At 69.2% G+C, this 18,340-nt stretch carries 15 protein-coding genes; 8 read left to right on the top strand and 7 right to left on the bottom strand.

Translation table 11 applies throughout. The annotated features are described in order from the left end of the window. Positions 1-90 precede the first annotated feature (90 nt). Positions 91-1,410 carry an MFS transporter gene (locus tag MRBLWH13_RS02880; RefSeq protein WP_341956815.1) on the top strand — a complete coding sequence of 440 codons (1,320 nt, stop codon included), beginning with the start codon at positions 91-93 and terminating at the stop codon, positions 1,408-1,410. Positions 1,411-1,447: 37 nt separating this feature from the next. On the opposite strand, the gene ptsP is transcribed toward MRBLWH13_RS02880, so the two are convergent. The 3 genes from ptsP to dhaK are packed head-to-tail and all read right to left on the bottom strand — an operon-like array spanning position 1,448 to position 5,642. Then, positions 1,448-3,988, bottom strand: a complete 2,541-nt coding sequence (gene ptsP / locus MRBLWH13_RS02875) for a phosphoenolpyruvate--protein phosphotransferase (RefSeq protein WP_341956814.1) — start codon at positions 3,986-3,988, stop codon at positions 1,448-1,450. Beyond that, complete coding sequence (dhaL, locus tag MRBLWH13_RS02870) at positions 3,988-4,650, bottom strand: dihydroxyacetone kinase subunit DhaL (protein ID WP_341958379.1); 663 nt, start codon at positions 4,648-4,650, stop codon at positions 3,988-3,990. The genes ptsP and dhaL overlap by 1 nt, the downstream gene beginning before the upstream one ends. Continuing rightward, on the bottom strand, positions 4,650-5,642 hold the full coding sequence (gene dhaK, locus MRBLWH13_RS02865) for a dihydroxyacetone kinase subunit DhaK (protein ID WP_341956813.1): 993 nt from the start codon (positions 5,640-5,642) through the stop codon (positions 4,650-4,652). The genes dhaL and dhaK overlap by 1 nt, the downstream gene beginning before the upstream one ends. A 157-nt stretch (positions 5,643-5,799) precedes the next feature. Here dhaK and MRBLWH13_RS02860 point away from each other — a divergent pair, with 157 nt between their 5' ends. Continuing rightward, a complete protein-coding gene (locus MRBLWH13_RS02860) occupies positions 5,800-6,567 on the top strand; it encodes an IclR family transcriptional regulator (RefSeq protein ID WP_341956812.1) in 768 nt (255 codons plus the stop codon). A gap of 1 nt (position 6,568) precedes the next feature. Here MRBLWH13_RS02860 and MRBLWH13_RS02855 read toward each other — a convergent pair whose 3' ends face one another. The 3 genes from MRBLWH13_RS02855 to MRBLWH13_RS02845 form a co-directional block, all read right to left on the bottom strand. Beyond that, positions 6,569-8,101: a GMC family oxidoreductase N-terminal domain-containing protein gene (locus MRBLWH13_RS02855; RefSeq protein WP_341956811.1), complete on the bottom strand. Its 1,533-nt coding sequence runs from the start codon at positions 8,099-8,101 to the stop codon at positions 6,569-6,571. A 184-nt stretch (positions 8,102-8,285) separates the two neighbouring features. Further along, positions 8,286-9,290, bottom strand: a complete 1,005-nt coding sequence (locus MRBLWH13_RS02850) for a helix-turn-helix domain-containing protein (RefSeq protein WP_341956810.1) — start codon at positions 9,288-9,290, stop codon at positions 8,286-8,288. A gap of 63 nt (positions 9,291-9,353) precedes the next feature. After that, a complete protein-coding gene (locus MRBLWH13_RS02845; RefSeq protein ID WP_341956809.1) occupies positions 9,354-9,965 on the bottom strand; it encodes a TetR/AcrR family transcriptional regulator in 612 nt (203 codons plus the stop codon). Positions 9,966-10,076: 111 nt separating this feature from the next. On the opposite strand from MRBLWH13_RS02845, the gene MRBLWH13_RS02840 reads away from it, so the two are divergent. Genes MRBLWH13_RS02840 through paaI form a run of 5 tightly spaced genes read left to right on the top strand, consistent with a single transcriptional unit; the run spans position 10,077 to position 15,322 of the window. Continuing rightward, positions 10,077-11,264, top strand: a complete 1,188-nt coding sequence (locus MRBLWH13_RS02840; protein WP_341956808.1) for an acetyl-CoA C-acyltransferase — start codon at positions 10,077-10,079, stop codon at positions 11,262-11,264. Further along, positions 11,261-11,992 (top strand): enoyl-CoA hydratase/isomerase family protein, encoded by a 732-nt coding sequence (locus MRBLWH13_RS02835; RefSeq protein ID WP_341956807.1) that lies wholly within the window; start codon positions 11,261-11,263, stop codon positions 11,990-11,992. The genes MRBLWH13_RS02840 and MRBLWH13_RS02835 overlap by 4 nt, the downstream gene beginning before the upstream one ends. Then, a complete protein-coding gene (locus tag MRBLWH13_RS02830; RefSeq protein WP_341956806.1) occupies positions 11,989-12,855 on the top strand; it encodes a 3-hydroxyacyl-CoA dehydrogenase family protein in 867 nt (288 codons plus the stop codon). The genes MRBLWH13_RS02835 and MRBLWH13_RS02830 overlap by 4 nt, the downstream gene beginning before the upstream one ends. Beyond that, positions 12,852-14,933 carry a phenylacetic acid degradation bifunctional protein PaaZ gene (gene paaZ, locus MRBLWH13_RS02825; RefSeq protein WP_341956805.1) on the top strand — a complete coding sequence of 694 codons (2,082 nt, stop codon included), beginning with the start codon at positions 12,852-12,854 and terminating at the stop codon, positions 14,931-14,933. The genes MRBLWH13_RS02830 and paaZ overlap by 4 nt, the downstream gene beginning before the upstream one ends. Positions 14,934-14,938: 5 nt before the next feature. Beyond that, positions 14,939-15,322 carry a hydroxyphenylacetyl-CoA thioesterase PaaI gene (gene paaI, locus MRBLWH13_RS02820; protein WP_341956804.1) on the top strand — a complete coding sequence of 128 codons (384 nt, stop codon included), beginning with the start codon at positions 14,939-14,941 and terminating at the stop codon, positions 15,320-15,322. 88 nt (positions 15,323-15,410) lie between these two features. Here the strand turns inward: paaI and MRBLWH13_RS02815 are convergent, their stop codons facing one another. Then, positions 15,411-16,820: an aldehyde dehydrogenase family protein gene (locus MRBLWH13_RS02815; protein ID WP_341956803.1), complete on the bottom strand. Its 1,410-nt coding sequence runs from the start codon at positions 16,818-16,820 to the stop codon at positions 15,411-15,413. 184 nt (positions 16,821-17,004) lie between these two features. Here MRBLWH13_RS02815 and paaK point away from each other — a divergent pair, with 184 nt between their 5' ends. After that, positions 17,005-18,336 carry a phenylacetate--CoA ligase PaaK gene (gene paaK / locus MRBLWH13_RS02810; protein WP_341956802.1) on the top strand — a complete coding sequence of 444 codons (1,332 nt, stop codon included), beginning with the start codon at positions 17,005-17,007 and terminating at the stop codon, positions 18,334-18,336. The last annotated feature ends 4 nt before the right edge of the window (positions 18,337-18,340 follow it).

The following is an 18,340-nucleotide window of genomic DNA, read 5'->3' as shown; positions in this document are numbered from 1 at the left end:
GCGCTACTCTCGCTTTACTGACCGATCATTCGGTAAGTGACCCGGGCGATGGTTAGTCGCTCTCCCCCACCGCAGAACAATGGAGTTCGCATGACGTCAGCAGTATCCGCACGCAGCTCGACCACCCGGATGCCCGCAGAGGAACGGCGGGTTCTCGCCAGCACTCTCGTCGGCACCTCGATCGAGTGGTACGACTTCTTCATCTACGCGCAAGCCGCCGGCCTCGTGCTCGCCCCGTTGTTCCTCGCCCCTATCGCCGAGGAGAACAAGGGCTTCGCGCAGATCCTGTCATTCGCCACCATCGGGATCTCCTTCCTCTTCCGTCCACTCGGAGCCATCGTCGCCGGGCACCTGGGCGACAAGCTGGGTCGCAAGAGGATGCTGGTGTTCACCCTCGTGATGATGGGGCTCTCCACCTCCCTGATCGGCCTGCTTCCGACCTACGCGGCGATCGGCGTCGCCGCGCCGATCCTGCTCATCGTGCTCCGCATCCTGCAGGGCTTCTCGGCCGGTGGTGAATGGGGCGGGGCAGCACTGATGGCCGTCGAGCACGCCCCGACCACCCGTCGGGGGCTCTTCGGCGCGTTCCCGCAGATCGGCGTCCCGATCGGCATGATCCTCGCCACAGCGACGCTCTGGGTGCTGACGAGCTCGATGTCACCCGAAGCATTCCTCGCCTGGGGATGGCGCATCCCGTTCCTGCTCTCGATCGTGCTGATCGCCGTCGGCTACGTGATCAGGCGCGCGGTCGATGAGAGCCCGGTCTTCGAGGATCTCCGCCGTCGCCGGCAGGAGGCGTCGGCACCGCTCGGGCGTCTGTTCCGAAAGAACACCAAGCAGGTCGTGCTCACCGCACTCATCTTCATCGGCAACAACGCCGCCGGCTACCTGCTCATCGCGTTCTTCGCCACCTACGCCGTCACAGCCCTCGGCATGGAGCGTCCTCCCGTGCTGCTGGCCACGACCCTCGCATCCTTCGGATGGCTCATCTTCACTCTGTGGGGCGGCCACCTCTCCGATCGCCTCGGTCGGGTACGCACCTTCCAGATCGGGTATGTCGCGCTCGCGCTCTGGGCGGTTCCGATGTGGTTCCTGATCGACACGGCGAACATCCTCTGGTACTTCGTCGCGCTGTTCGTCATGACGTTCGCCCTCGGACTCTCGTACGGTCCGCAGGCGGCCCTCTACGCCGAGATGTTCCCCGCCAACGTCCGTTACTCGGGCGTCTCGATCGGATACGCGCTCGGTGCCATCCTCGGCGGAGCGTTCGCACCGATGATCGCGGAGGCTCTGATGAACCAGTTCCAGGCGGCGTGGACCATCGGCGTCTACATCGCCATCACGGCGGTGATCTCCCTCATCGCCGTATCGATCGTGAAGGAGACGAAGGGCATCGACCTGCACGCCTGAGCGGCACCTCGACAGATCCCGTCGGCGGGCCGGTCGCTCACGCGACCGGCCCGCCGACGCTCTCGGATCCGAGGATCATGACCGCCGCCGCGCGCGCGTCCGCAGCGGTCGCCGCCTTCAGCACCGCCTCCGCCACCGCCCGACACTGCGCGTCGGTGACGGCCTCGAGTGCTGCGGCCACACGACCCAGCGCCCGCGGCGTCATCGAGAGCGAGGTGACGCCGAGGCCGACGAGCACCGCTGCGAGCGCGGGGTCCGCAGCGGCCTCGCCGCACACTCCGACCGGAAGGTCCCACGTGCGCCCGGCTGCACCGACCGCTCCGATGAGGCGCAGGACGGCAGGCTGCCACGGATCGTTCAGGTCACCGAGCTCGGCGAGCAGGCGATCCGCCGCCAGCGTGTACTGGGCGAGGTCGTTGGTGCCGAGACTGACGAAGTCGACGACCTCGAGCAGCTCCGAGGCGAGCAGCGCCGCCGAGGGCGTCTCGATCATCACGCCGACCGTCATGAGCCCGACAGCACGGGCGCTCTCGGCGAAGGCACGCGCCTCATCGACCGTGGCCACCATCGGCGCCATGACCTCGACGATCGCCGATTCCGCCTCGGCTGCCCGTGCCAGCGCCTGCAGCTGATCGTCGAGCAGCGCGGGCGACCGTCGGGCGATGCGCAGGCCGCGAACTCCCAGAGCGGGATTGTCCTCGTGATCCGCGTTCGCGAACGGCAGGGGCTTGTCGCTGCCCGCATCGAGCGTGCGCACGACGACCCGACGACCGGGGAACGCTGCGAGGACACCGCGGTAGGCCGCCACCTGTTCATCGATCGATGGCGCATCGGCCCGGTCGAGGAAGCAGAACTCGGTGCGGAACAGCCCGATGCCCTCCGCTCCGGCGGCCGAGGCGGTCACCGCCTCGGCGGCTCCCCCGACGTTCGCGAGCAGACGGATGCGGTGCCCGTCGGCGAGCATGCCCTCTCCGTGGAAAGGCACGACGACCGCTTCGCCCTTCGCCGCCTCGGCGCGTGCCGGGTCAGGTTCGACCTCCACGGTGCCACGGTCGCCGTCGACCAGCACGACGGCATCGGGGGTGATCCCGGCCGCACCGACCACCCCGACCACGGCAGGTATTCCCAGAGAGCGCGCGATGATCGCGGTGTGCGAGGTGGGACCACCCTGCTCGGTCACCAACCCGACGCAGCGGCCTCCCTCGAGGGCGGCGGTGTCAGCCGGGGCGAGATCGACGGCCACCAGCACGAACGGCTCCTCACGCTCAGGGACGCCGGGGACGTCGACCTCGAGGATCTCCGCGATGATGCGATCACGGACGTCGCGGATGTCTGCCGCCCGCTCGGCCATCCGCCCGCCGAGTGCCGCGAGGCCCTGCTCGTGCGAGACCGCGGTCTCCCACACTGCGCGCGCCGCTGTGCGCCCCTTGATCCGGACGAGCGCCGAGGCCTCCGCCACGAGCTCCGGGTCGGAGGCGAGCAGACGCGACGCATCGAGGATCGCCCGCGCTTCCCCGGTCGCGGTCGACGTGCGCGCACGCAGCTGATCGGCCACCGCCACAGCGGCCCACTCGATCGCGGACACCTCGCTCTCACGGTCATCCGGCGCGACGATCTCGCTCGCATCGGGCTCGTCGAGTGGAGCGGCGAGGAGCACCGCCGGGGCCGCGACCCGTCCGCCGCTCACTCCCCTCCCGCGCAGCACGGTTCCCGGCGCGATCGGCGATGAAGCCTGGGTCTCCGTCTCGACCGACGGCGTCGTTGCCGCCACCGGAGACTCCGGAACCTCGGTGGATCCCTCGCCGAACCCGTCGTCGAAGAGAGCCGCGAGACGCTCGACGACACCGTCTGCGCCGACCCCGGTCGCAGACAGCTCGACGTCGTCGCCCTGGCGAGCACCGAGGATCAGAAGTCGGGAGAGGCTCGCAGCGGCGGCATCGGGTCCGTCCGGCAGCTTGCGAAGTCGCACATCGGCGCCCGCCGACGTCTCGGCGATGAGCGCGGCCGGACGTGCGTGGATGCCGAGGGGATTCCTCACGGTCACCACGCGCACGACGGCACCCGGCCGGCCAGACGCACCCGACTCGACGGAGAATGCATCGGTGCCGTGCTCGCTGGCACCGCGCGCAGAAGGAGTGTGATCCTCGTCACCGGCGTTCGCGTCGCCGAGCTGACCGGTCTTCGCCCCGAGTGAGGCCGAGGCCTCCTGCGCGACGACGTCGAGCGATCCTCCCGCCGCAGCCGACACGACCGCCGCGAGCAGTCCTTCCACGAAGGGCGCTGGCGCCAGGCGCACCGGCACGTCGCTCATCCGCAGCTCGAGCGCGAGCTCGGCGCTGAGCACCGCAGACCCCAGGTCCATCAGCACGAGCACCCCGTCGCAGTCCGCCGCGAGGTCGTCGATCGCCGCGGCCACTGCGACCGCGTCCGTGCCGAGGACGGGCGTGCCGTCGGCATCCGATCCCGCACCGGCCGCGACCTGTACGCGCACTCCCCCGCCCTGAACCATCTGCAGGGCGAGCTCCAGCGCCGCCTCCCCGAGTCGAGCGCTGTGGGAGACGGCGACGATACCGATCATCAGGACGATTCCGCGGCCTGTGAGGCACTCTGCGCGGTGGTCTGCGCGAGCGTCTCGAACAGCAGCGTGGTCGATGCGGCGCCCGGGTCGAGGTGCCCCGCACTGCGCTCGCCCAGGTAGCTCGCGCGTCCCTTGCGGGCGACGAGAGGTTCGGTGGCATCCCGGCCCGCAGCAGCAGCCGTCGCCGCGGCCGCCGTCGCCGCCCCGAGGTCTGCTCCACCGGCGAGCGCCTCATCGAGAGCGTCGACCGCCGGAGCCATCGCGTCGAACATGGTCTTGTCTCCGGCCTCGGCCTTGCCGCGAGCGACGATCCCGTCGAGTCCGGCCCGTATCGAGGCGGCGAGCGCCGAGGCGTCGAGCTCGGTCAGGGGCCCCGCGGCCATCCCCATGCGCAGGAACAGCGTTCCGTAGAGCGGGCCGCTCGCGCCGCCGACGGAGCTCACCAGTGTCATGCCCACCGCTTTGAGCAGCTCGTCCACTGTGTCCGGAGCTCCCGAGGCGAGCTTCGCGACGACCGCATCCATTCCTCTCGACATGTTCGCGCCGTGATCGGCGTCACCGATCGCCGAGTCGAGTTCGGTGAGCCACCCGCGCTTCTCCGCGATCACGTCGCGGAAGCGGTGCATCCAGTCGATGAGTGCTGCCGTGTCGACGCCCGCCATCATGCTCCCCACCGGAGGCCCGGAGTGTTGACCGGAGCATCCCACAGCCGCAGCAGCTCGTCGTCGGCCTTCAGCACTGTGAGCGAGCAGCCTGCCATGTCGAGCGAGGTGATGTAGTCGCCTACCAGGTTGCGGGCGATCTGCACGCCGGCCTTCTCGAGCAGCGATGCGACCTCCCCGTACATGAGATACAGCTCGATCAGGGGCGATCCGCCCATGCCGTTGAGCATCACGATCGCGGGCCCCGCGGCGTCGAGGTCGGCGAGGATCGGCTCGACGAGCTGGCGGGCGATCTCGGATGCCGGTGCCAGCGGCTCCCGGTGACGACCGGGCTCGCCGTGGATGCCGATGCCGATCTCCATCTGATCCTCGGGCAGGTCGAACGTCGGCTTTCCGGCGGCGGGCACGGTGCAGCTCGTGAGCGCCATGCCCATCGAACGCCCCTGGCTGTTGATGCGCTGCGCGAGCTCGACGATCGTGGCGAGGTCCTGCCCCTCTTCGGCGGCGGCGCCGACGAGCTTCTCGAGCAGCACGGTGAGTCCGACGCCCCGTCGGCCGGCCGTGTAGAGCGAGTCCTGCACGGCGACGTCGTCATCGACGATCACGGTGCCGACCTCGATGCCCTCCATCTGGGCGAGCTCGGCGGCCATCTCGAAGTTCAGCACGTCTCCCGTGTAGTTCTTCACGATGTGCAGCACTCCGGCACCTCGGTCCACGGCCTTGGTCGCAGCCTGCACACGATCGGGAGTCGGCGAGGTGAAGACCTCGCCCGCGACGGCGGCGTCGAGCATCCCGACGCCCACGTAGCCACCGTGAAGCGGCTCGTGCCCGGAGCCCCCGCCCGAGACCACCGCCACCTTGCCTGCGTCCTTCGGCGTTGCGCGCGTGATCACGTGGTTCTCGAAGTCCACCGACAGCTCCGGATGCGCGAGGGCGACGCCCCGCAGCGATTCGGCCAGCACATCGGCGGGGTTGTTGATGAGCTTCTTCATCGTTCGATCTCCCTTGATCTCTGCGGTGGCGATCTTTCGCAATATTGGAAAGTTGTTCGTCAATGTCGAATATGCTCGGGCGCAGTCGAGTTGTCAAGATCTACCTGGCGGCCGACGAGACCGCCCGGCTCGACGACGACCGGAGGGAGGAGCCGCTGTGATCCAGGCCATCGATCGCGCAGCCAAAGTGCTCGAACTGCTGCAGGGAGCGCGTCACCTCGGCATCACCGATCTCGCTCTCGCACTGAATCTCCCTCCGTCGACCGTGCACGGCATCGTCAAGTCCCTGCGCGAGCATGGACTTGTCGCGAAGGAGCGCGGAGGGCAGCGCTACATGCTCGGCCCGACGCTGCTGCGCCTGAGCAACGTGTACCTCGACACCCTCGATGTCAGGGCGCGCGCCATGCGGTGGACGCAGGAGCTCGCGCGCCGGACGAACCTGCCCGTGCGACTCGGTGCGCCGCATTTCCATGAGGTCCTCGTCATCCACCACGACCTACGCCCCGACGACAGCCAGCAGATGCTCGAGACCGGCGTCGCCATCCCCGCTCACGCCTCCGCGATGGGGAAGGTTCTGCTCGCGCACGATCTCGGCTTCCAGCGCACGGTCTTCGAGCGCCCGCTGCCCAGCCTCACCGGAGACACCATCACCGATGTCGCCCGTCTGATCATGGAGCTGCCGGTGATCGCCGAACGCGGCAGCGCCACCGAGGTCGACGAGGCCGTGCTCGGCGAGTCGTCGATCGCGGCGCCCGTGGCCGACTCCTCGAACGACATCGTCGCGGCGGTCGCGGTCGTGATGCCGACGTCGCACGCTCCCGCCTCGGATGCCGTGCTCCACGCGCTGCGAGAGACCGCGCGGAACATCTCGCGGGAGCTCGGCGCGACGTCATGGCCGCCGCGCGTCGCCCCCGCGGACGACTGACCTACTCGGCAAGCAGCAGGTCCGCCGCGCGCTCGCCGATCATGATCGAGGGTGCGTTCGTGTTCGCGCTCGGAACGGACGGCATCACCGACGCGTCGGCCACTCGGAGCCCGGCGATGCCCCTGACCCGCAGCTGCGGGTCGACGACCGCGAGCTCATCGACCCCCATCCGGCACGTCCCGACCTGGTGGTGATAGGTCCCGACGGTGCGCCGGGCGAAATCGCGCAGCTCGTCGCGGGTCGTGACGTTCTCCCCCGGAGCGAACTCGGAGGCCCGGAAGGGCGCGAACTCGTCGCGACCGCCGATCGCGCGGACCAACTCGATCGCGTCGACCATCGCCTCGAGATCCCGCTCGTCGGCGAACACGTTCGGATCGACGAGAGGCGCGACCGAGGGCTCTGCAGCCGCCAATCGCACAGTGCCTCGCGAGTGGGGCCGGACGATTCCGGCGGCGATCGTGTACCCCTGCGCGGGTGCGGCTCCGCCGTCCGTCGGATACGGCACATGGATGAACAGCGGCTGCAGGTCGGGAGCGTCATCGCCGGCCACGACACTCGAGCGGGCATACAGCTGACTCTCGAGCAGGTTCCACTGCGGCGGGGCCACCGCGTCGAGGGCGTCGTACAGCACGCTGACGAGCAGGTGGTCGTGGAGGTTCTCCCCCACGCCCGGGATGTCGGCGACGACCTCGATTCCCAGCTGCTCGAGATCACCCCGGGGTCCGATGCCCGAGCGCAGCAGCACGGCCGGCGAGCCTATCGCTCCGCCGGACAGCACGATCTCGCGCCGCGCTTTCGCGAGGTGACGGACCCCGTCGACCTCGTACTCGACGCCGACCGCTCTGCCGTCCTCGACGAGAATCCTGTCGACCAGCGCGTTCGGGGTCACGGCCAGTGCCTCGTGCCCCAGGATCGGCGCCACGAACGACTGCCACGCCGATGCCCGCCTGCCGTCCTTGGTCGTCGTGTGGTTGAACCCGGCCCCGTCGAGGCTCTCGCGGTTGAAGTCCTCGGTGCGCGGGATGCCGCTCGCCACCGACGCCTCGACGAACGCCGCCGCGAGCGGATGCCGCTTGTCTGCAGGGATCCGCTCCACAGGCAGCGGACCACCGGCTCCATGGAACTCGTCGGCGCCGTCGACATGATCCTCCGATCGGCGGAAGTACGGGAGGACGTCCTCCCATGACCAGCCGCTCGCGCCCTGCGCCGCCCAGCCGTCGTAGTCACGACGGTCACCGCGCATGTAGATCATGCCGTTCAGAGAGCTCGATCCGCCGAGCGTCTTGCCCCGAGGCCAGTAGAGGACCCGCCCGCCGAGGTGCTCCTGCGGTGTCGTCATGACCGCCCAGTCGTTCGGCGACATCAGCAGCCCCGGCCACCCCTGCGGCGAGTGGATGTTCGGATCGCTGTCGACGGAGCCTGCTTCGATCACGTGCACGCTGTGCCCCGCATCGACGAGTCGACGTGCGATCGCACTGCCTGCGGACCCCGCGCCGATCACGATGTAGTCGGCACCCTCTGTGAGCTCGGTCATCACTCGTTCCTCTCTGAACGACAGACGTCGTCGTCTGCTCTCCGATCAGGATCACTCGCGCCGGGCGTTCCCGACCGGCCACCGACGAACAGCGATATGCCGGATGCGCACGGATATTCGGCGGACTGCGGAGCCGGCGCGCAGTGGAGGGCGGCTCGTGAGCGACGACTCAGCGCGCGAGAGCTCAGTGAGCGACGCTGAGGGTCTGCGCGCGGTACTCGCTGGGAGTGATGCCGAACCGGGTGCGGAACGCGCGGGTGAAGGCGGTCGCGTCCGTGAAGCCCCAGCGCGCGCCGATCGCCGAGATCTGCTGTCCGCTCTGCGTCGGGTTGCTCAGGTCGCGCCGCGTGGCGTCGAGCCGGCGGTGCCTGATCCAGGCGCTGACGGTGTCGTTCTTACCCTCGAACAGCTTCTGCAGGTACCGCACCGAGATGTGGTGGGCGACCGCGATCTGCGTGACGGTGAGCTCCGCGTCGCCGAGATGCGCGGCGATGTACAGCTCGATCCGCGTGAGCAGAGCGCGGCGGCCGACCTCCTCGCCGCCGTCCAGCTCCAGTTCGAGCCGCTCGCCCAGCGCGGCGGTGAGCAGGTCGAGAACGGCATCGGACAGCGGCATCCGATTCTGCAGCGTGCCGTCCTCGAGCGTCGCGTCATAGGCTCGCAGCATCGACGAGGCGATCGCTCCGACGCCCTCACGTCCGGAGAATCGCGAGGCGGTGAGCGCGCGAAGCCGCGCCCGATCTATGCGCAGCGTCTCGAGGGGGAACATCACCACGAGCATCCGGAACGGGCCGTCGAAGTCGAGCGCGTACGGCCGCGTCGTGTCGTAGACGGCGAAGTCACCGGGCATCAGAATCGCTTCCCGACCGTCCTGACCGATCACGCTGCGCCCCCGCAGCTGCACGCCCAGCTTGATGTGTCCGGGGTCGTCGCGGGCGATCTCCGCTCTCGTCCGGCTCACGCGCACGGCGGAGCCCGCGACGCTCGAGACCGACAGCGGACCCACGGGCTGAGCGACCAGCTTGCCTTCGAACCCCGAACGCACGGCACCGTCGGTCGACCAGGCGCGCAAAGGAACGAAGCTGCGGTTCACGGCATCGGTCCACATGTCGAACCGCTCGGCGGAGGGCACCGCACCGCAGTCGACGACGACTCTGCCAGCGACCGCCTCGGGTGTGCGATCGTCCATTCGTCACTCCTCGCCTCGTCGCGTGTCGGACAGCATACGCGCACTACCTCGGCGCGGAGGGCGTCAGCGCGACTGCAGACCGTCCAGGCTCACCCGCAGGATGTCCTCGCCCAGCTCGTCGGGGTCGACCGGCCCGCCGGGCCGATACCACTCGACGACAGAGTTGATCATGCCGAAGATCAGCCTGGTCGCGACCGCGGCATCGACGTCGTCGCGGATCAGCCCCTCGGCCTGAGCCTCGGTGACGATCGCGGTGACCCGCTGGTCGAATGCGCGCCGGCGCACGAGGGCTGCCGTCTCGACATCGCCATTTCCCCGGACCCGCAGCAGCAGCGTGACCGACGGGAGCTTCTCGGTGAGCACGCGCACCGCCCCGCGGATGATCGACCGCAGGCGGTCGGAGGCCAGAGGATGCCGTGCCGTCGCGTCGTCCACGACGGCCTCGAGAGCGTCGAGGGCATCGGTCAGCGCGAGCTCGAGGATCGCCGATTTGGATTCGAAGTGATGGTAGAGCGCGGACTTGGTGAGCCCGAGGGTGGCGCTGAGGTCGGCGACGCTGGTCGCGTCGTAGCCCTGCTCGTTGAACACCTTCACGGCGACCGCGAGCACCTGCTCGCGGTCATAACCTGGCCGGCCTCGCTTGGGGGCCGGCGCGTCGAATCCGAGCTGCGCCATGGGCCCAGTCTGTCATTCCCCATGAGTTGCCATTCGTCCACCGATCTGAGATCGTATTCCTGACCGATCGGTCTGAAATTATCGCCAGCGTTGGTGATCGAGAGGATGACGATGTCCGAGGCCTATCTCGTCGATGGCGTCCGCACCCCCGTCGGCCGCTACGGAGGCACACTCGCGTCCGTCCGCCCCGACGATCTCGCCGCCCTCGTGGTGGGCGAGACGGTCCGCAGATCCACGGTGCCCCTGGAGGAGATCGACGAGGTGATCCTCGGAGCCGCGAACCAGGCGGGTGAGGACAACCGCAACGTCGCACGCATGGCCGTGCTGCTCGCGGGCCTCCCCGATTCGATCCCCGGCTTGACCGTCAACCGGCTCTGCGCTTCGGGGATGTCGGCCATCGCCCTCGCCGCGAACGCCGTGCGCGCCGGAGACGCCGACCTCATAGTCGCCGGCGGCGTCGAGTCCATGACCAGAGCGCCCTGGGTGCAGGCGAAGCCCGAGCGTGCGTGGGCAAAGCCCGGCGCGGCCTTCGACACCTCCATCGGCTGGCGCTTCACGAACCCTCGGATGAGCGAGCGCGACAAGGCGACGTTCTCGATGCCGGAGACTGCGGAGGAGGTCGCCCGCGTCGACGCCATCAGCCGGACGGACGCCGACGCCTTCGCGCTGCAGAGCCATCGGCGGGCCATCGCGGCGATCGACGCAGGACGATTAGCCTCCGAGATCGTCGGAGTCGAGACGGGCCGCGGAATCGTCGACACCGACGAGGGACCGCGTCGGGACACCACCCTCGACGCGCTCGCGAGGCTGCGCGCCGTGGTTGCGGGCGGCGAGGTCGTCACGGCTGGCAACTCCAGCTCGCTGAACGACGGAGCCTCCGCGATCGTCGTGGCGAGCGCGGATGCCGTCGCGCGGCACGGCCTGCGTCCGCGCGCGCGGATCGTCGCGTCCGCGACAGCCGCACTCGCTCCCGAGATCATGGGACTCGGTCCGGTGCCGGCCACGCAGAAGGCGCTCGCGAAGGCGGGACTGCAGGTGAGCGACCTCGGAGCGGTCGAGCTGAACGAAGCGTTCGCGTCGCAGTCCCTCGCCTGCATCCGCCGACTCGGGCTCGACCCGGCGATCGTGAATGCCGACGGCGGAGCCATCGCGCTCGGCCATCCGCTCGGATCCAGCGGGTCTCGTCTGATCGTGACACTGCTCGGTCGACTCGAGCGCGAGAACGCACGCTACGGACTGGCCACGATGTGCGTCGGCGTCGGGCAGGGCACGGCCATGATCGTGGAGCGTCTGACGTGACCCTGCACATCGAGGAGCGAGACGATCGCGTCGTCGCCACGCTCGACCGCCCCGAGAAGCGCAATGCCATCGACCAGGCGATGGTCGACGCGCTGCACGAGCTGTGCGCGATGCTCGAAGAGGCTCCGCGCACGCTGATCCTCACGGGGTCGGGCGGCGTCTTCGCCGCCGGTGCGGACATCGCCCAGCTGCGCGATCGCACCGCGGACGACGCCAGGCGAGGCATCAACGCGACCGCGTTCATCCGCATCCACGAGCTCCCGATGCCGGTGATCGCGGCGATCGACGGCTACGCTCTCGGCGGCGGGGCCGAGCTCGCCTACGCCGCGGACATCCGCATCGCGGCTCCGTCCCTGCGCATCGGCAACCCCGAGACCGGTCTCGGCATCATCGCGGCGGCCGGTGCGACCTGGCGACTTCCCGAGATCGTCGGCGACGCCCGCGCGAGCGAGCTGCTGCTCACCGGGCGAGCGCTCGATGCCGAGGAGGCGCTGCGCTGGGGGCTGGTCTCGTCACTGCATCCGGCCGAGGAACTGCTCGCGGCCGCGCACGGGATCGTCGACCGGATCGCGGCGAACGATCCGCTGGCGACGCAGTACACGAAGAGCGCGCTGCGCACTCCGCGAGCGCAGCACCCGGCGATCGAGCTCGAGCTGCAGGCCGAGCTCTTCGAGTCGCCCGAGAAGCACCGCCGTATGACCGCGTTCCTGGAGAGGAAGAGCCGATGAGCGACACCGAGAAGGCACCGCGCAGAGTCGGCGTGCTGGGCGGCGGGCGCATGGGGGCCGGCATCGCGCATGCGTTCCTGCTCGCTGGCTCGCGGGTCGCCGTGGTCGAGCGCGACGCGGCGAGCGCTGACGCGGCGCGCGCCCGCATCGGCGACAGCATCCGCCGATCCGTCGAACGCGATTCCTCCCTGGACGAAGCGGAGCTCGCCGGCCGCCTCATGACGGGCGACGATCTCGCAGCCTTCACCGTGGTCGACCTCGCGATCGAGGCGGTGCCCGAGGACCGTGCTCTCAAGGATGATGCACTCGCGCGCGTCGAGGCGGCCCTGCCCGAGCGCGCGACGCTGGCCAGCAACACCTCGTCGATCTCGATCGATGACCTGGCTGCGGGTCGCCTGCGCCCCGAGCGGTTCCTCGGTCTTCATTTCTTCAACCCCGTGCCCGCATCGGCGCTCGTCGAGATCGTGCGCGGCGCGGCGACCGATGAAGCGATCGTCGAGAGCGCGACGGGTTGGGTGACCGCCCTGGGCAAGACGCCGATCGTCGTCCGCGACTCCCCCGGGTTCGCATCGTCTCGACTCGGCGTGATGCTCGGCCTGGAAGCGATCCGGATGCTCGAAGAGGGGGTCGCGTCAGCCGCCGACATCGATGCGGCCATGACTCTGGGATACCGGCATCCGGTGGGCCCGCTGCGCACGACCGACGTGGTCGGTCTGGATGTGCGCCTGGGCATCGCCGAAGAGCTGGAGCGCACGCTCGGCGCGCGGTTCGCCCCGCCGGATCTGCTGCGACGGATGGTCGCCGAAGGAAAGCTCGGCCGCAAGAGCGGCGAAGGGTTCTACGCATGGAATGAGGAGAGATGACCGAGTATCTGCCGAGTTACGTCCAGGGCGAGTGGTGGACGCCGTCGTCGCCTGAACGTTCCACCGAGGTCCGCGACGCGTCGACCGGCGATGTCGTCACCCTCGTCTCCACCGAGGGCCTCGATCTCGCGGGGGCGCTGGAGCACGCTCGCTCAGTGGGGCAGAAGAGCGTCGGTGCGCTCACGTTCCATCAGCGGGCCGTGCTGCTCAAGCAGTTCGCCCTCGCCCTGACCGAGCGCAAGGACGAGCTGTATGCGCTGTCCTCCCGCACCGGGGCGACGAAGAACGATTCGTGGGTCGACATCGACGGCGGCATCGGGGTGCTCTTCTCCTACTCCGGCAAGGGCCGACGTGAGCTGCCGAACAGCCGCGTGCACGTCGACGGTCCTGTCGAGCCGCTCTCGAAGGACGGGTCCTTCCTCGGGCGCCACGTCTACACGACGCTTCCCGGCGTCGCCGTGCAGATCAACGCCTTCAACTTCCCGGTCTGGGGCTCGCTCGAGAAGTTCGCACCGGCGTTCCTCGCCGGCATGCCGACCGTCGTGAAGCCCGCGACGCCCACGGGCTACCTCGCCGAGGCGATGGTGCGCATCCTGGTCGAGTCCGGTCTGCTGCCCGACGGATCGCTCCAGCTCGTCAGCGGCAGCGTTCCCGACCTCTTCGAGAACCTCCGACTGGGAGACATCGTCGGCTTCACCGGAAGCGCGTCGACGGCGGAGAGCCTCAAGGCCCACCCTGCGGTGCAGACGGGCGGCGTGCGATTCACCGCCGAGACCGACTCGATCAACGCGTCGGTGCTCGGCACCGACGCTGTCGAGGGCACCCCCGAGTTCGACGCGTATGTGCGCCAGCTCGTCACCGAGATGACGACCAAAGCCGGTCAGAAGTGCACGGCCATCCGTCGCGCGATCGTGCCCACCGGGTCTGCGGATGCGGTGATCGCCGCTGTGCGGGCGCGCATCGCCGACAAGACCGTGCTGGGCGACCCACGCGCGGAGGGTGTCACCATGGGCCCTCTCGCGTCGACCGCACAGCGCGACGAGGTGCTGCGACAGGTGGGCAGGCTGCAGGAGGCAGGAGGACGGATCGTCGTCGGAACGACGGATGCTCCCGAGGTGCGCCTGACCGACAGCGCCACGGGCCTCGCTCCCGAGGGCGCGTTCGTCTCGCCTCTGCTGCTGCGCTTCGACGACTCGCAGACAGACGCAGCGCACTCGATCGAGGCCTTCGGTCCTGTGTCGTCGCTGCTCACCTATGACACCACCGCCGACGCGGCCGCGCTCGTCGCCCGAGGCGGCGGCTCACTCGTCACCAGCATCGCGACGCACGACCCGGTGCAGGCTGTGGATCTCGCCGCGCGCATCGCGCCGTTCAACGGCCGGATGCTGCTGCTCGACCGCGACGACGCACGGTCGTCGACCGGGCACGGCTCGCCGCTGCCGAACCTCGTGCACGGCGGCCCCGGTCGTGCCGGAGGCGGCGAGGAGCTCGGCGGCATCCGTGCGGTGCTCCACCACATGCAGCGCACCGCCGTGCAGGGTTCGCCCGAGATGCTCACGGCGCTGACCGGGGTGTGGCATGCGGGGGCAGCCGCCCACAGCGACGGACGGCATCCGTTCCGCAAGTCGCTCGCCGAGCTCCGCATCGGCGACCAGATCGTCTCTGCTTCGCGAGAGGTGACGCTTGCCGACATCGAGACATTCGCCCACTTCACGGGTGACACCTTCTATGCGCACATGGACGAGACGGCCGCCGCGGCGAACCCGTTCTTCCCCGGACGCGTGGCGCACGGCTACCTGCTCGTCTCGTGGGCCGCCGGTCTCTTCGTCGACCCGGAACCAGGGCCCGTGCTCGCGAACTACGGGCTGGAGAACCTGCGCTTCATCACGCCGGTGTCCCCCGGCGACACGATCCGGGTCGAGCTCACCGCCAAGCAGATCACCCCGCGCGAGACCGACGAGTACGGCGAGGTGCGCTGGGATGCCGTGATCCGCAACCAGAGCGACGAGCTCGTGGCGACGTACGACGTGCTCACCCTCGTCAACAAGGAGCCGGCGTCCGAGGTCGTCGCCGCATGAGGCCGATGATGCAGCGCGATGCGGCGTCGGCGATGCTCGGCATGGTCGTCGAACTCGATGCACCGGGAGAGGCCGTGGTGTCCATGACGGTGCGAGAGGACATGCTGAACGGCTTCGCGATCACGCACGGCGGACTGGTCTTCACTCTCGCAGACACCGCTTTCGCGATCGCCTGCAATGAAGACGAGCGGGTCACCGTCGCCGGTGGCGCCGACATCACGTTCCTGAAGTCGACGACTGCGGGGCAGCGGCTCACGGCACGCGCCGTTCGCCGGGTCGTCAGCGGCCGGAACGGGCTCTACGACGTGACCGTGACCGATGAGTCGGGCGATGTCGTCGCCGAGGTCCGTGGCCGCTCGCTCACGACGAACCGTTCGCAGGCGGGGTGAGACGGTGCGCGGCACCCTGCATGGTGAGGGCCGGAATCGGTGTCGTCACGATTCCGGCCCCGGCCTGGCGCCGCGCTGCGGCCGGACCTCAGCGCTGGATGACCTTGGGGGCCGCGACCGCCTTGAGCCCGGCAACGCCGAACTCCTGCCCGTAGCCGCTCGCCTTGATTCCGCCGAACGGCACGTGCGGGTTGATCGCCCCGTGTTGGTTGATCCACACGGTTCCGGCCTGCACGCGGCGGGCCACCTCACTCGCCGCATCCGGATCGTTCGACCAGACCGACGCGCCGAGCCCTTGGGTCGAGTCGTTCGCCCGGCGGACGGCGTCGTCGACGTCGGAGTAGCGGATGACCGGGATGACCGGACCGAACTGCTCCTCGTCGACGAGCGCGGTGCCGTCATCGATGTCGGCGACGACCGTGGTGCGGTAGAACAGCGGCCCGTGCTCGGGAGCGGGCTCGCCTCCGGCGACGATTCGCGCCCCCTGCTCCCTCGCGTCGTCGACGAGTCGGGACACGATGTCGAACTGCTTCTCGTTCTGCAGCGGCCCGAGAACGTTCGCCTCATCCAGACCGTTGCCGAGCGGCATGGCGTCGGCGAGCTTCGCGAGCGTCTCGACCACCTGCTCGTACTGCGACTCGTGCACGTAAAGGCGCTTGAGGGCGGCGCACGTCTGACCCGTGTTGATGAAGATGCCCCAGAACAGGTTCTCGGCGATCGCGTCGATGTCGGTGCCGGGAAGGATGATGCCGGCGTCGTTGCCTCCGAGCTCGAGGGTCAGGCGAGCGAGGCTGTGAGCGGACGCCTCGACGATCCTGCGACCCGTGGCCGTCGACCCTGTGAACATGATCTTGTCGAGGTCGGGGTGCGCGGCGATCGCCGCTCCCACCTCCCGATCCCCCGAGATCACCGTCAGCACGCCCTCGGGAAGGTGCCGGTTGAAGATCTCCGCGAGCGCGAGCACCGACAGCGGCGTGAACTCGCTCGGCTTGACGACCACCGTGTTGCCCATCCGCAGCGACGGCGCGATCTGCCAGACCGTGATCATCATCGGCCAGTTCCACGGGCCGATCGCCCCGACGACACCGAGCGGGTCGTAGTGGACCTCCGCGCGGGAATCGCCGGCTTCGAAGACGACCTCCGGTTCGAGCGGGGTGTCTGCGGCGGCGCGGGTCCAGGCCGAGCACGCCCCGACTTCGAAGCGTGCGTTCGGACCGTTCAGCGGCTTGCCCTGCTCGCGCGAGAGCAGCACGGCCAGCTCCTCGGCGTTCGCGTCGAGGTCGTCGGCGATCGTGCGGAGGATGCGGCTGCGCTCGGCGTGACCGAGAGCGGCCCACGCGGGCTGCGCGGCGCGGGCGTTCGCGATGGTGCGGTTCAGGTCATCGACCGAGTGCACGGGCGCATGGCCGATCACCTCGCGCGTCGCGGCATCCGGGATGGGGCGTCCGACGCCCTCCGGGGCGGTGATGGACTCCAGGATCGTCGTCGTCGTGGTCACAGCTTCCTCCTTGATGGCGGACTCCTTCGTCCGGTATCCGGAGCCTACGAGCGCGGACGCCGGCCGGTACAGACCCGAGGATCCATCGTGCACACTCTGCACAGGTTCGTACGCCTCGGGCAGATCGAGCCCTCGAGATCCGCGATCTGATGGAATACGCCCCCCTGCGACGAAGGAGTCGACTATGACCTCACACAGCACCGAGACCGAACACCGCACCGACATCGATGACCGTGCTGAGATCGGAACCGAGCCGGAGCTGCACGCACCCGAGGCGCTCGCCCGCCTGCAGCTGGAGCGTCTGCAGTGGACGGTGCACCATGCGTACGCGAATGTGCCGGTCTATCGCCGCAAGTTCGATGAGCACGGCGTGCACCCCGACGACATCCGCACGCTCGACGACGTGCAGAAGCTGCCCTTCACCACCAAGGCCGATCTGCGCGAGAGCTACCCGTTCGGGATGTTCGCCGTTCCCATGCCCGACGTCCGTCGCATCCACGCGTCCTCCGGCACGACGGGGCGTCCGACCGTCGTCGGCTACACCGAGGGCGACCTCGACCGATGGAGCGATCTGATCGCGAGGTCGCTGCACGCGGCCGGCATCCGCGCGGGGATGAAGGTCCACAACGCCTACGGCTACGGACTCTTCACCGGCGGCCTCGGTGCGCATGCGGGCATCGAGCGGCTCGGCGCCACGGTGATCCCCGTGTCGGGAGGACAGACCGCGCGGCAGGTGCAGCTGATCGCCGATTTCGAGCCGGACGCGATCCTCTGCACCCCCAGCTACCTGCTCACGATCGCGGATGCCATGGAGACGGCGGGGATCGATCCGACGAAGACATCGCTGCGAGTGGCGGTGCTCGGCGCAGAGCCCTGGACGAACGAGATGCGGCGGGAGATCGAGCGACGACTGAACATCGACGCGGTCGACATCTACGGGCTCAGCGAGGTCATGGGACCAGGTGTCGCAAGCGAGAGCGTGCTCACGAAAGACGGGCCGCACATCTGGGAGGACCACTTCCTGCCCGAGATCATCGACGGCGACACGGGCGATCGACTGCCGGACGGAGCGCTGGGCGAACTCGTGTTCACGTCTCTCACCAAGGAGGCGTTCCCTGTCATCCGATACCGCACACGCGATCTGACGCGACTTCTTCCCGGCACGACCTACCCGGCTCTGCGGCGCATGGAGAAGATCACCGGACGCAACGACGACATGATCATCCTGCGCGGCGTGAACCTGTTCCCCACGCAGATCGAGGAGCTCGTGATGGGGATCGAGACGCTGACGCCGCACTTCGTGCTCGAGCTGCACCACGTCGCGCAGCTCGACACCATGACCGTGCGCATCGAGCGGCACCCGTCGTTGAGTGCCGAGGAGTGCGATGCCGCGGCCGCGGTGCTCCACCACCGGATCAAGATGCACATCGGCACGAGCGTCGACGTCAAGGTCGAGGAGCCCGGCACGCTGCCCCGCAGCGAGGGCAAGTACAAGCGCGTGTACGACCTGCGCTGAGGTG

Origin of the sequence: Microbacterium sp. LWH13-1.2 (genome assembly GCF_038397735.1) — a bacterium.
In the GTDB taxonomy this organism is placed as follows: Bacteria; Actinomycetota; Actinomycetes; order Actinomycetales; family Microbacteriaceae; genus Microbacterium.
This window is presented reverse-complemented; position numbering and strand designations above follow the sequence as displayed.